The organism is Bacteroides sp. 41_26 (genome assembly GCF_949740115.1).
Lineage (GTDB): Bacteria > Bacteroidota > Bacteroidia > Bacteroidales > Bacteroidaceae > Bacteroides > Bacteroides nordii.
In genome coordinates this window covers 1-14021 of the sequence record NZ_CATJGZ010000069.1, presented here as the reverse complement: position 1 = coordinate 14021, position 14021 = coordinate 1, and the positions used below count along the sequence as shown (strand labels likewise).

Genomic DNA, 14021 nt, shown 5'->3' with positions numbered 1-14021 from the left:
TCATGAAACGGGTTATCGAACAAACAGCCGACGGGAGTGCTACTCTTTTCGTTCCGGAATTGAACGAGCACTATCATTCCGTGAAAGGTGCACGTACAGAATCCCAACATATCTTTATTGATATGGGCCTGAGTGCCTCTGAAGTGACCGAACCGCATATCCTCGAAATAGGTTTCGGAACAGGTTTGAATGCTCTGCTGACACTCGAAACTGCAGAAGCGACTCAAAGAAAAGTACATTACACCGGAATTGAGCTCTATCCCCTCTCCTGGGAAATGATAGAGCCACTGGGCTATAGTGACAATCCGTTATTCAAAACGCTACATATTATTCCCTGGGAAGAGGATGCAATAATAACCCCCTATTTTACGTTAAGAAAAGTACAAGCTGACTTTACAACGTTTACTACGGATTGCTCGTTTGACATTATTTACTTCGATGCTTTTGCTCCCGAAAAGCAACCGGAGATGTGGTCACAAGAACTATTCGACCGGCTACACGTTAGATTAAGCGAGAAAGGCATACTCACCACCTACTGTGCCAAAGGAGTAGTACGCCGGATGCTCCAGACAGCAGGATTTACAGTAGAACGTCTCCCCGGCCCTCCGGGAGGAAAACGGGAAATACTGAGAGCAAGAAAATAAAACTGCCGGAGGGAAAATATACTAAACCCAAAGAACATATGAAACATATACCTCTTCTTCTGATAATCGTTCTTCTGGCTTCCTGCAACATGGGTAAGTCCGGGAAGAATCAAGATAATGGGAAACCCGTCATCACCGTCACCATAGAGCCTCAACGCTATTTTACCGAGGCTATTGCCGGAGATAAATTCGATATTATCAGTATCGTACCCAAAGGCAGTAGTCCTGAAACCTACGATCCTACCCCCCAGCAACTCGTTTCGCTGGGAGACAGTAAAGCATATCTACGTATCGGTTATATCGGTTTTGAACAAGTATGGATGGACCGCCTGATAAACAATACTCCGCATATACAGATCTTCGATACTTCCAAAGATATTGATCTTATCCTCGGAGAGGCACACGACCATGGCGATCACCAGCATGCCGGTGGAGTAGAACCGCACATCTGGAACTCAACCAATAATGCACTGATCATTGCCCGTAACACCTACAAGGCTCTCTGCCAGCTTGACAAAGAGAATGAGACTTATTATCTGAACCGCTATGACAGCCTTTGCCAACGCATTATGCACACCGATAGCATCATCAGGAAAACCCTGCAACAGCCTGGTACAGCCCAAAGTTTTATGATTTACCATCCGGCTCTCTCCTATTTTGCCCGTGACTACGGTTTGCAACAGATTAGCATTGAAGAAGGCGGAAAAGAACCTTCACCTGCTCATTTGAAGGATCTGGTAGACCTTTGTCGCCAGGAAGATGTCCGTATCATTTTCATACAACCGGAATTTGACCGCCGCAATGCAGAAATTATTGCCAGGGAAACCGGTACTGACATCGTCCCTATCAACCCGCTGAGTTATGACTGGGAAACCGAAATGCAGGCTGTTGCTCAGGCACTAACGGATCATAACAAGAAATAAGATTCTCCCAATATGGCACAACCGATTATAGAAGTTCGTGGACTCTCCGCCGGATATGATGGTCGTACAGTATTGCACGACGTTAATCTCACTGTATATGAACGTGACTTCTTAGGAATTATCGGACCGAATGGAGGTGGAAAGACAACCCTTATCAGATGTATTCTGGGATTGCTGAAACCTACAGCCGGAAAAATCACTTATTATGGAGCAGATCACTCACAACTCCCGGCACTCAACTCCCAGTTTTTTATGGGTTATTTGCCTCAATACAACACAATAGACCGCAAATTTCCCATCTCTGTAGAAGAAGTAATACTCTCCGGACTGAGTTCTAAAAAATCGCTTATCAGCAAGTTTACAACCCGGCAGCACGAAAAAGTTCATGCTGTCATCGCCCGTATGGGACTGGAAGGTCTGGAGAAACGTGCCATCGGACAACTCAGTGGCGGACAATTGCAACGTGCCCTGTTAGGACGTGCCATTGTCAGCGATCCATCCGTTCTCATTCTCGACGAACCAAGTACTTATATCGACAAACGTTTTGAAGCCCGTCTTTATGAGCTTCTGGCAGAGATAAACAAGGAATGCGCCATTATCCTTGTCAGCCATGACATTGGTACGGTATTACAGCAGGTAAAGTCTATCGCCTGCGTCAACGAAACGCTGGATTATCATCCAGACACAGGTGTCACAACAGAGTGGCTGGAACGTAATTTCAATTGCCCTATCGAATTATTGGGTCACGGAACGTTGCCTCATCGCATATTGGGGGAACATCACCATCATCATGATTAATACCGAAAAGATGTAGTGTAATATTACCATCCCCATTCTACTCGAAAAACAAAAGCGCACCGTCACAACACACTGATTATCAGTACACGCATAAGTATCTTTCTTCCCCGGAGCCGAGCAACCTCCTCCCCGGAGCCGAAGACCCTCTTCCCCGGTGCCGGACAGTTCCCTCCCCGGAGCCGAAGAAAGCGTTCAGCTCCGGAGAGACTTCCATGTAAAATAATATCACTCTATTCTATAGAAGTTCAGTCAAGCCGGTATAAAGTTCCGCATAAAAGCCATGTAAAGGGTATGCAGATGACTCAAACGTACTTGTGCATACTATTTTCATTTTCATATCTTTCCTTCCGAAATATAATAAATCTTATCAGTTTGCCGGATTGTACACGTAAATCATTATCTTTGCGCCCACTTAACATGTTAATGAATAAACATCTATCGTCTTAATGAAACAGTACAAAACCGTAAACAACCTAATCGGTTGGCTTACTTTCATTATTGCTGCCACGGTCTATTGCATGACAATAGAGCCGACAGCCAGTTTCTGGGATTGTCCCGAGTTCATTACTACCGGCTATAAACTGGAAGTCGGCCACCCGCCCGGCGCCCCTTTCTTCATGCTGACAGCCAATCTGTTCTCACAGTTTGCTTCAGATGCTACCACTGTAGCCAAAATGGTAAATTACATGAGTGCCCTGATGAGTGGGGCCTGTATCCTGTTCCTTTTCTGGAGCATCACCCATCTGGTACGTAAACTGATTATCAAAGACGAAAACAATATTACCACCGGTCAGTTAGTTACCATCATGGGTAGTGGCCTTGTTGGTGCATTGGTATATACATTCAGTGACACTTTCTGGTTCAGTGCCGTAGAAGGGGAGGTTTATGCCTACTCTTCCCTCTTCACAGCCGTTGTATTCTGGCTCATTCTGAAGTGGGAAGATGTAGCCGATGAACCGCATAGTGACCGTTGGATTATTCTTATTGCTTATCTGACCGGATTAAGTATCGGTGTCCACTTGCTGAACCTGCTCTGTCTGCCGGCTATCGTACTGGTATATTACTACAAAAAAGTTCCTAATGCCAACGCAAAAGGTTCTCTGTTAGCTCTCTTCGCTTCTATGGTGCTGGTAGGAATCGTGCTTTACGGTATCGTGCCAGGTGTAGTAAAAGTAGGCGGATGGTTCGAGTTGCTTTTCGTCAACAGCATGGGCTTGCCATTCAATACCGGCGTCATTGTTTATATCATCATACTTGCCGCCAGCATTATCTGGGGAGTATACGAAAGCTATACCGAAGCCAGCCGTGCACGTATGAATATCTCTTTCATGCTGACTATTGCCTTGTTAGGAATCCCGTTCTACGGACACGGAGCAAGCAGTATTATTATCGGTATCATCGTACTCGCCGCATTAGGACTCTATCTGTTTGCTAAAAACCTCAATAAGAAATACCAGATTTCGGCCCGCAGTATGAACACCGCACTGCTCTGTACAATGATGATTATGGTAGGATACTCTTCGTATGCACTTATCGTAATCCGTTCTACTGCCAATACTCCGATGGACCAGAACTCTCCGGAAGATATCTTCACGTTGGGCGAATATTTAGGACGTGAACAGTATGGTACACGCCCGTTATTCTACGGACAGGCTTACTCTTCAAAGGTGGCCCTGGAAGTGAAAGACGGATACTGCATCCCTGTAGAGGCAAACAGTACAACCAAATACATCCGCAAAGAAAAAACGTCACCGGAAGAGAAAGATTCGTATGTTGAAGTACCGGGACGTGTAGAATATCAATATGCACAGAACATGCTCTTCCCGCGTATGTATAGCAGTGCACATATTCCGCAGTACAAAGGCTGGGTCGACATCAAAGGATATGACGTACCCTATGATGAATGCGGCAACGCAATTATGGTCAATATCCCCACACAGTGGGAAAATATCAAGTTCTTCTTCCGCTACCAGCTCAACTTCATGTACTGGCGTTACTTTATGTGGAACTTTGCCGGACGCCAGAACGACATCCAGGGCAGCGGCGAAATAGAACATGGTAACTGGATTACAGGTATTCCTTTCATCGACAACTGGTTGGTAGGCGATCAAAGCTTGCTTCCGCAGGAACTGAAAGACAATAAAGGGCACAATGTATTCTACTGCCTGCCCCTGTTGCTGGGTCTTATCGGACTATTCTGGCAGGCATACCGCGGTCAGAAAGGCGTACAACAATTCTGGGTAGTATTCTTCCTGTTCTTCATGACGGGTATTGCCATTGTGCTCTACCTCAACCAAACTCCCAGCCAGCCCCGCGAACGTGACTATGCTTATGCCGGTTCGTTCTACGCATTCGCTATCTGGGTCGGTATGGGTGTAGCAGGTATCATCAAACTGCTGCGCGACTATACCAAGATGCAAGAATTACCGGCTGCTATTCTTGTCTCTGTACTCTGCCTGCTGGTACCCATTCAGATGGCAGGCCAGACCTGGGATGACCATGACCGTTCAGGACGTTATGTAGCCCGTGACTTCGGACAAAACTATCTGATGTCATTGCAGGAAAGCGGCAATCCGATTATCTTCACCAATGGTGACAACGACACATTCCCGTTGTGGTACAACCAGGAGACAGAAGGCTTCCGCACAGATGCCCGCACCTGTAACCTGAGTTATCTGCAAACAGACTGGTATATTGACCAGATGAAACGCCCTGCTTATGACTCTCCGTCACTGCCAATCACCTGGGACCGTGTTGAATACGTAGAAGGAACGAACGAATACATACAGATTCGCCCGGAGATTAAAAAGACAATCGACGCTCTTTACGCACAGGCAGACAGTAGCGGCAACCCGGAAGCATTGCAAAATATCCACAATGAATTCGGTGAAGATCCGTATGAACTGAAGAATATCCTTAAATACTGGATACGTTCAGACAAAGAGGGCCTGCATGTCATCCCGACAGACAGTATCGTCATCAAGATTGATAAAGAAGCGATACGCCGCAGTGGCATGAAGATTCCGGAAGCTTTGGGTGACTCTATCCCCGATCATATGAATATTCTGCTGAGAGATGACAATGGAAATCCGAAACGTGCCCTCTATAAGAGTGAACTGATGATGCTTGAGATGTTGGCAAATGCCAACTGGGAACGCCCTATGTACATGGCTATCACCGTAGGCAGAGAAAATCAGTTAGGTATGGACAAGCATTTCGTTCAGGAAGGACTCGCCTCTCGCTTCACACCGTTTGAAACCAAGAAATTGGGGGCAACCATAGACAGCGAGAAGATGTACGACAACCTAATGAATAAGTTTAAATTTGGTGGTATCGACAAGCCCGGCATCTATATTGATGAAAACGTGATGCGCATGTGCTATACACACCGTCGTGTTTTCGCGCAACTCATCGAACAGCTGATGAAGGAAGGTCAAAAAGACAAAGCCCTCGCTGCTTTGGATTATGCCGAGAAGATGATTCCTGCTTACAACGTACCTTATGACTGGCAGAATGGCGCCGTACAAATGGCGGAAGCCTACTATCAGTTAGGACAAACCGAGAAAGCAGACAAAATCATGGATGCATTGGCCAATAAGGCACTCGAATACATGACCTGGTATCTCAGTCTGGACGACTCACAATTCTTCGTATCAACCCGGGAATTCGAGTATCACATAGCCTTACTGAATGAAGAGCTGAAACTCATGGAGAAATATAAATCGAAACTGTCAGAAAACTATTCCGGCAAACTGGACGAACTGTACGGCATGTACGTCTCCCGTGTAAAAGGAACGAGATAGAAAGATGTTTATAGAGCAACCACCGTGGTTTTTCCGCATTTTATACCCGAAAGCTATCTTCCGGATGAACCCTGACGAAAAAGCAGTTTACCTGACTTTCGATGACGGGCCTATTCCGGAAGTAACGCCCTGGGTATTAGATCTGTTAGATCAGTATGAGATCAAAGCCACTTTCTTTATGGTAGGTGACAATGTACGGAAGTATCCGGATATTTTCCGGATGGTGATTGAGCACGGGCACCGTATCGGTAACCACACCTTCAATCACATCCGTGGATTCGAGTATTCCGCAAATGATTATCTGGAAAATACGGATCGTGCGAATCAAGAGATGAAGACCGATCTTTTCCGCCCGCCACACGGACACATGGGATTCAAGCAATATCACGCGCTGAAACAGTACTACAGCATTATCATGTGGGATCTGGTAACACGTGACTATAGTAAGAAAATGCGTCCCGAACAGGTGTTGGCAAACGTAAAACGCTATGTACGGAATGGTTCTATCATCACGTTTCACGATTCGCTGAAATCCTGGAATAACGGAAACCTTCAGTACGCTTTGCCGCGTGCCATCGAGTTTATGAAAGAACAAGGCTACGAATTCAAGATGCTTCCACACTTCCCGCATGGAGAGGTTCGGCAAGCGGACAGGTAACGAAAAATAAAAAGACAGGATGGGAGAAATTATTCTTTCTGCTAAACAAATAAAAGCCGAAGCTCTGCGCCTCGGCTTTTCTGCTTGTGGAGTGGCACCGGCAGAAGCGGTAAATGAAACCGTCTCCAATGCCTTTTGCCACTGGCATTCGCACGGCATGCAAGCAGGAATGAATTACATGGGCAACCACCTCGAAAAGCGCCTCGATCCCCGTTTACTGGTAGAAGGAACACGCAGCATTGTATCCGTAGCCCTCAACTATTACCCTGCCCGATTCTTACGAGAAGATCAGTATCAGTTTGCCTGGTATGCATACGGCAAAGATTACCACGATATCATGAAAGCCCGGCTGACCGCCTTACAGGAATATATCTCCGCACACTCTCCCCTACCCTTACAAAGCCGTATATTCTGTGATACAGCCCCCGTATTAGAGCGTTACTGGGCATGGCGTGCCGGATTGGGTTGGATAGGTAAAAATACCCAGCTTATTATTCCGCATGCCGGTTCCTGCTTCTTTTTAGGAGAAATATTTCTCAGTGCAGAAGCAGACGAATACGACCAACCGTTAAAAAGCCGCTGCGGAAACTGTACTCGATGTCTTGATGCCTGTCCGACAAAAGCACTGGAAGCCCCTTTTTTGCTCAATTCAGGCCGTTGTCTGTCTTATCTTACCATTGAGCACCGGGAAGCTATTCCGCCCGCAGAAGGCAAAAAAACGGGCAATAAGATATATGGCTGCGACGAATGCCAGAAAGCCTGTCCCTGGAACAGATTTTCCACTCCCTGCCAGACACCGGAATTGCAACCCACTGATGCCTTCATGCAGATGGAAAAAGAGAACTGGCATGCACTGACAGAAGAACAATACAGAGTAATCTTTAAAGGAAGTGCGGTAAAAAGAGCCAAGTACACAGGCTTAATGAGAAACATACATCAAGTAGAGAGTAACAACAAAGACGAAGTACAAACATTGCCAGACGTGTAAACATAAACATGAGACGGGATTAACAGTATCTGAGAAAATGTAAACATAGAATGCCAAACAGAAGCCGTACTTTTAGGATCTACTTTAATCCTAAAAACAACGCATCATGAAGACAATGACTTATCTTGGATTCTTATCGGTTCCCCTATGCTTCTGCCAGCACCTACAGGCACAAAACAACTCCCGGCAAACAAATTCCCCCAATATTGTTTTCATCCTTGCAGATGATATGGGTTATGGCGATGTCTCGGCATTCAATGAACATTCCGGCATTACTACCCGGAACCTGGATGAAATGGCCGATAACGGAGTCTCTTTTACCGATGCTCACTCCTGCTCGTCCGTTAGTACGCCTACCCGCTATGGGATTATCACCGGAAGATATAACTGGCGTTCGAGCCTTAAAAGCGGTGTATTATATGGGTACTCACGCCCCATTATCCCTACCACACGAAACACAATAGCTTCTATGCTAAAACAAAGCGGATATACCACAGCCTGCATCGGCAAGTGGCACCTGGGGTGGAACTGGGGTACGAAAGCCGGACACGAAAAACCAAATGCCAATGCACTGGCAGAGGAAGATGTGGATTATAGTAAACCCATCACTAACGGCCCTGCCGATTTAGGATTTGATTATTTTTACGGCTTCTGTGGTTCATTAGACATGGCTCCTTATGTCTATGTAGAAAATAGCCAGCCTACTACCACTCAGATACAAACCATCGCCAAGTCGGGAGGATCTGCCATGTGGCGGGCAGGTGCCATAGGTTCCGACTTCTCACATCAGGAGTGCTTGCCCAACCTTACCCGCCGGGCCGTAGACTATGTAAATCAACACGCCCAAAACAAGCAGCCGTTCTTTCTGTATCTGCCTCTTCCTGCACCACACACCCCTATCCTTCCGGACGAAAGATTTAAAGGGAAAACCGGGTTAGGAGATTATGGAGACTTTGTGCTAATGGTAGATGATGTGGTAGGGCAGATCCGGAAAGCGCTCAAAGACAATAATATCTCAGAAAATACCATCCTAATATTTACCACAGACAATGGTTGCTCACCGGCCGGAGGTATTGACAAGATGGCACAGAAAGGACATCGCGCCAATTACATATGGAGAGGTATGAAAGCCGATCTTTTCGACGGAGGACACCGTGTCCCTACCATCGTAGAATGGCCCAAAAGAGCCGGAAAAGGCAAATGCAACCAAACGGTCTGCCTAAACGACTTTTATGCAACGTTCGCAGCACTGAACCAATATCAGATAAAAGAGAATGAGGCAGAAGATAGTTACAACATTTTGCCATTGATCGAGAATCCCGGTTATCCCCAAACAATCCGGGAAGCCGTTGTACACCATTCCATCCGTGGTGAGTTTGCTATACGCAAAGGCGAATGGAAACTACTTTGTTCACCCAGTTCAGGAGGTTGGAGTTACCCGAAACCAAATGTAGACAAAGAAGTCATTGCTACACTGCCTCCTATTCAACTCTACAATATGAAACAAGATCCGGGAGAGAAAAACAATGTATATCAGGAACATCCGGAGGTAGTACAAGAATTAAAACAGCTGTTACAGAAGTATATACAAGACGGAAGAAGTACCCCGGGAACAGTTCAGAAAAACGATGCGACCAACAAATGGGAACAGATAAAAGGCATTATGCAGGATGATTAAAGAGAGGGGAGAAGGGAGAATGGAGAGGGGAGAAGGAGCTGCGCTATTACGCTGCATAGTACTTCTCCCTTCTCCATTCTCCCCTCTCCCTTCTCTTAACTCCCTTTAATTACTGCACTGTTACAGTCAGCGGAGCACGCAATTTCTGTGCAAATGCAGCTACGTATTCATTCCATGCATCGGCAGTCTTGATATCAGCTTTATCCCATGCAGAACCCCAATAATAAGTATATTCAGAGCCCGGTTCATAGTCACTGATAGCCAGTACATGACCATCTGCACCACCACGCAGTTCTTTCTTCTCTTTTTCAGGGAAAAGAACCACTTTGGCGTCTTTCACTGTAGCAGGAAAAGCAGCACCCACAAAAATCTTTCCGTTATTATTGTTCACATTATCCGTCGGATCTACATAAGTAATATAACCGTTAGCAGCATCTGCCACAACAGCACCGTCCGGTTCGTGAAGAACAATACCGGTAGCAACAGGCATTGTTTCTTTCAGATTACTGTAAGCAACAACAGTCTTGTTCATATGTGAACCAGCATCCAAAGAGATCAGACGAGTCTCTATAACGTCAGAATTATCCTTTACTGTCAGCGGATTGTACACCAGTTTCACAGTGAAACGCAACGGACCATTGTCAAGTATTTCCTGTGTTGCATAGCAATACGGATAGATAATCGAATCACCCGACATCAAAGCAGCCGTACCTCCTCCGAGCGTAGGACCTACTTTATAGCAATCCAGACCGTTACCATGATCTACATGATAAGATACAGAACGATAAAGCTCACTTGCTGCTTTAGGATCTGTCTTTTTCAATTCAGCAATTTTAGCTTTGGTTTCCGGATTCAACTCACTTGCATAACGAGCCTCTACCACCGGCTCTGTTGTATTGTATTTAGTCCAAATATCATAACCGAAAGCACGCTCACCAGTTGCCTGCAAAGCAGGGCCGTAAGTACGGAAAGCAACCAGATCATTTTCCCATGCCACGTCATCTACACGTTCAGGATAGTAACGTCCGCAAGCCTTTGTATCAAATACGGCAGGAGTACCGGCCTGAATAGTATAAGCCGCTGTTCCGTTAGCTTTTACAGTAGCCGGGAAAATTACTTTCTCATCATAAGTAATCTGATAGGGCACTTGCTGGCCATCAGCATCAAGCACAACAATCTGAGCAGTGTCAGCCAATTGCAGTTTAGAAGAGACATCACCCATGGATACCTCTACCATTTCACCGGCACGTTCCATAGCGGTGGGATTTGTTACTGTAACAGTAACTGTCTTGCTCTCAGTACAAGCAAAGCTTACAAGAGCAATTGCAATAAAGAAAAATAACTTTTTCATCTTTTTGTCGTTAGTTTGATAATAAAACCCGAAAGGGCGGAGTATTCCTCCGCCCTACAGCATAACTGTATTTTATCTCTTATTTCGGTTGTTTTCCGATATATGCCAAGATACCACCGTCAACGTATAATACGTGTCCGTTTACAAAGTCAGAAGCATCTGAAGCCAGGAACACTGCAGGTCCTGCCAGGTCTTCCGGAGTTCCCCAACGGGCAGCCGGAGTCTTAGCAATGATAAATGAATCAAATGGGTGACGTGAACCATCCGGTTGGATTTCACGCAACGGAGCTGTCTGCGGAGTAGCAATATAACCCGGGCCGATACCATTACACTGGATGTTGAATTCACCATATTCAGAAGCAATGTTCTTAGTAAGCATCTTCAAACCGCCCTTAGCAGCAGCATAAGCAGATACTGTTTCACGACCCAGTTCACTCATCATAGAACAGATATTGATGATCTTACCGTGACCTTTTTTAATCATAGAAGGGATAACAGCCTTAGACACAATAAACGGAGCATTCAAGTCTACATCAATTACCTGACGGAATTCAGCTGCCGACATTTCGTGCATCGGGATACGCTTAATGATACCTGCATTGTTAACCAGAATATCGATAACGCCTACTTCTTTCTCAATCTGAGCAACCATAGCGTTCACCTGTTCTTCATTGGTTACATCGCATACATAACCTTTAGCTTCAATACCTTCAGCCTTGTAAGCAGCAATACCTTTGTCTACCAGTTCTTGTTTGATATCGTTGAACACGATTTTTGCACCTGCCTGAGCAAAAGCAGTAGCCAAAGCAAAACCGATTCCGTAAGATGCACCAGTAACAAGTGCAACTTTACCTTCTAATGAAAAGTTTACCATTATAATAATTTATTAATGTGCCAATGTACAGAGTGCCAATGAAAGCACTTATTCACACATGTGGCACGAAGGTTATTAATTAATTGTTCTTATTAAGTCGTTTCTTAAATTGACACAGGGCATATCAGCACATGCCTCATTATTTAAGATCTGTAATCAGTGAGAAATCCTGATCTCCGTAATCCAGATTTTCACCCCCCATACCCCAGATGAAAGTATAGTTATGAGTAGCAGCAGCCGAGTGAATAGACCATTCAGGAGATAATACAGCCTGATCGCCTTTCATCCATACATGGCGTGTCTCATCTACTTCACCCATAAAGTGACATACAGCATGTTCTTCGGGCACTTCGAAGTAGAAATAAGCTTCCATACGACGGCTGTGAACGTGTGCCGGCATTGTATTCCAAACACTTCCCGGAGCCAATTCCGTCATACCCATCTGCAACTGGCAAGTAGGTAATACCTGATTTACCAGCATCTTGTTTATATTTCTATGGTTAGATCCTTCCAGTGAACCCATTTCAGCCACCACTGCATCCTTCTTTGTCACTTTCTTATCAGGATAGTTACGGTGAGCAGTCAGCGAGTTAAAATAGAACTTAGCAGGATTCTTTTCGTCTTTACTTTCAAAGGTCACTTCACGATCTCCTGAGCCTAAGTAAAGTGCTTCTTTATAATCGAGTTCAAATACAGCATCGCCAGCTTTTACCACACCAGGACCACCGACATTGAAAATACCCATTTCACGACGAGTAAGGAAATAAGGAGCCTTCAACGGATCGATAGCTTCAAGCTTCAGCACCTCTCCTACCGGCATTGCACCACCTACTACCATACGGTCATACATGGAATACACCATATTTACTTCGTTTGCCGAAAATACTTTTTCAATCAGAAAATCACGACGGATTCTCTTGGTGTCATAGCTTTTTGCATCTTCAGGATGCGCAGCATAGCGAATTTCATAGTTCGTTTTCATACCTTATTTATTTAAATAGTTCATAATATCATACTCTCAAATGCACGTCGTTTGCGTACACGATGCAAAAATAAGAAAAGAAAACGGCAAAACCTTGCATTTTTGTTCTTATTATCTATCAATATTGTCCACAGATGTACAATAAGGCAGTTGTTTAACAATATATAATACGAATTAAAGGAGAAAGGCATTTAAAATTAGAGATAAGAGCACAAAAGGTTTCACAACATACATTAAAAAAAAGAATGCCCCGAAAGCTATTCACTTTCAGGGCGTTTATTCTTATTTTTTGTTGTCCCACCAAGAAACAATCAAATTACTTTATATTAAGCATAAACACTATGCTTTCCGCATTTCCATTTTCAAGCTGAAACCTTTTTTGAAACCTTTTTATCACTTCCCTAAAAATCATCAAATAAAGCCTGCATCGAAGTTCTATACACAAAGGTAAACAATTATTTCAACATACCGATAAAAACCGATAAAAAATATATTCACACGTTGGGCTTTCAAGAACGAAGACAGCAAACGAAAGTTAAAGTAATGCAAAATATATATCATGGAAAATCTCAGGACTCAGGACATATAACACACCACCCTGCACAGTAAACACATTTTTTCCTTCTTTCCTTAAACTCTCCTGAGGACACGGACGGACAGCCGGCAATGAATTTCAACAGAAAATACCGCACGACGCAGGAGCGCAGGATATTTTGTGCTGAAATAGCGTAGCGGTCATTGATGGATGAACGGCTATGCCCTACCTTTGTGCGAGGAAGGGAGGAAAAGTACGTTATCATTCAGAAGGTGATAGCGGAAACGCTATCGAGCTGATTCAGATCCGGACAAAACAGATAGCAAAAACTTCTTCCGGAAGATCTTCAGTACAATAAAGGTGATAGCAGATTGTTACAGCTCGAGAACTGGCCGGACTGAAAGGTGATAGCAGATTTGGGCTGTTTCTGGCTGACCGGCTACGGATCAGGAAGTGTAGGTGATAGCAGTGCACTGTAAAGGGGCTACCGTTGTGCACGTGCCGCCCGCCTGTTCAAGCTGTAGCACCCCGCAGCGGGGCTACGCCCTTACGCTGCCGGTTGCCACAACTTTGCCAGTCGTGCCGCCCTCGGTCTTTTGCGTATGGTTTCGACTGTTCCTCCGTCCGTGGGGTTCGGCGGTTGTTGCAGTAGTGCTCTGCTCCGTGCCGCTTGCCGGGCTTACCGTAACCTTGTGTGTTGACGCCCGTCAAGCCGCCCTCTGCCTGCTTCACCGGGCTACGGTTCGGCGTCGATGGCGGCAAGTATGCCGGGTACAGTTCCGGGGTT

The 14021-nt window shown here is 45.2% G+C and carries 10 protein-coding genes; 7 read left to right on the top strand and 3 right to left on the bottom strand.

The window, feature by feature from the left end; genetic code table 11:
* The first annotated feature begins 2 nt into the window (after positions 1-2).
* The 7 genes from mnmC2 to QX565_RS09245 all read left to right on the top strand — a co-directional run bounded on the left by mnmC2 (position 3) and on the right by QX565_RS09245 (position 9492).
* Positions 3-644, top strand: a complete 642-nt coding sequence (gene mnmC2, locus QX565_RS09275; protein WP_221648427.1) for a tRNA (5-methylaminomethyl-2-thiouridine)(34)-methyltransferase MnmC2 — start codon at positions 3-5, stop codon at positions 642-644.
* A 38-nt stretch (positions 645-682) separates the two neighbouring features.
* A complete protein-coding gene (locus QX565_RS09270; protein WP_289292621.1) occupies positions 683-1567 on the top strand; it encodes a metal ABC transporter solute-binding protein, Zn/Mn family in 885 nt (294 codons plus the stop codon).
* Positions 1568-1579: 12 nt separating this feature from the next.
* Positions 1580-2365 (top strand): metal ABC transporter ATP-binding protein, encoded by a 786-nt coding sequence (locus QX565_RS09265; protein WP_289292620.1) that lies wholly within the window; start codon positions 1580-1582, stop codon positions 2363-2365.
* 446 nt (positions 2366-2811) lie between these two features.
* Complete coding sequence (locus tag QX565_RS09260; RefSeq protein ID WP_289292619.1) at positions 2812-6168, top strand: DUF2723 domain-containing protein; 3357 nt, start codon at positions 2812-2814, stop codon at positions 6166-6168.
* Between the two features lie 4 nt (positions 6169-6172).
* A complete protein-coding gene (locus tag QX565_RS09255; RefSeq protein WP_025866688.1) occupies positions 6173-6826 on the top strand; it encodes a polysaccharide deacetylase family protein in 654 nt (217 codons plus the stop codon).
* 19 nt (positions 6827-6845) lie between these two features.
* Positions 6846-7814 (top strand): tRNA epoxyqueuosine(34) reductase QueG, encoded by a 969-nt coding sequence (gene queG, locus QX565_RS09250; RefSeq protein WP_289292618.1) that lies wholly within the window; start codon positions 6846-6848, stop codon positions 7812-7814.
* A gap of 106 nt (positions 7815-7920) precedes the next feature.
* Positions 7921-9492: a sulfatase family protein gene (locus QX565_RS09245; RefSeq protein WP_221648415.1), complete on the top strand. Its 1572-nt coding sequence runs from the start codon at positions 7921-7923 to the stop codon at positions 9490-9492.
* A 109-nt stretch (positions 9493-9601) separates the two neighbouring features.
* Here QX565_RS09245 and QX565_RS09240 read toward each other — a convergent pair whose 3' ends face one another.
* The 3 genes from QX565_RS09240 to kduI form a co-directional block, all read right to left on the bottom strand.
* On the bottom strand, positions 9602-10843 hold the full coding sequence (locus QX565_RS09240; RefSeq protein WP_289292617.1) for a BT3233 family polysaccharide utilization protein: 1242 nt from the start codon (positions 10841-10843) through the stop codon (positions 9602-9604).
* A gap of 79 nt (positions 10844-10922) precedes the next feature.
* Positions 10923-11717, bottom strand: a complete 795-nt coding sequence (locus QX565_RS09235) for a gluconate 5-dehydrogenase (RefSeq protein ID WP_002558561.1) — start codon at positions 11715-11717, stop codon at positions 10923-10925.
* 139 nt (positions 11718-11856) lie between these two features.
* On the bottom strand, positions 11857-12699 hold the full coding sequence (kduI, locus tag QX565_RS09230; RefSeq protein ID WP_007483201.1) for a 5-dehydro-4-deoxy-D-glucuronate isomerase: 843 nt from the start codon (positions 12697-12699) through the stop codon (positions 11857-11859).
* Positions 12700-14021: the final 1322 nt, after the last annotated feature.

Bases quoted from the DNA above. Each gene is read 5' to 3' on its own strand.
- QX565_RS09240 (WP_289292617.1), bottom strand. From the start codon at position 10,843: ATGAAAAAGTTATTTTTCTTTATTGCAATTGCTCTTGTAAGCTTTGCT.
- QX565_RS09245 (WP_221648415.1), top strand. From the start codon at position 7,921: ATGAAGACAATGACTTATCTTGGATTCTTATCGGTTCCCCTATGCTTC.
- kduI (WP_007483201.1), bottom strand. From the start codon at position 12,699: ATGAAAACGAACTATGAAATTCGCTATGCTGCGCATCCTGAAGATGCA.
- QX565_RS09270 (WP_289292621.1), top strand. From the start codon at position 683: ATGAAACATATACCTCTTCTTCTGATAATCGTTCTTCTGGCTTCCTGC.
- QX565_RS09235 (WP_002558561.1), bottom strand. From the start codon at position 11,717: ATGGTAAACTTTTCATTAGAAGGTAAAGTTGCACTTGTTACTGGTGCA.
- QX565_RS09265 (WP_289292620.1), top strand. From the start codon at position 1,580: ATGGCACAACCGATTATAGAAGTTCGTGGACTCTCCGCCGGATATGAT.
- mnmC2 (WP_221648427.1), top strand. From the start codon at position 3: ATGAAACGGGTTATCGAACAAACAGCCGACGGGAGTGCTACTCTTTTC.
- queG (WP_289292618.1), top strand. From the start codon at position 6,846: ATGGGAGAAATTATTCTTTCTGCTAAACAAATAAAAGCCGAAGCTCTG.
- QX565_RS09260 (WP_289292619.1), top strand. From the start codon at position 2,812: ATGAAACAGTACAAAACCGTAAACAACCTAATCGGTTGGCTTACTTTC.
- QX565_RS09255 (WP_025866688.1), top strand. From the start codon at position 6,173: ATGTTTATAGAGCAACCACCGTGGTTTTTCCGCATTTTATACCCGAAA.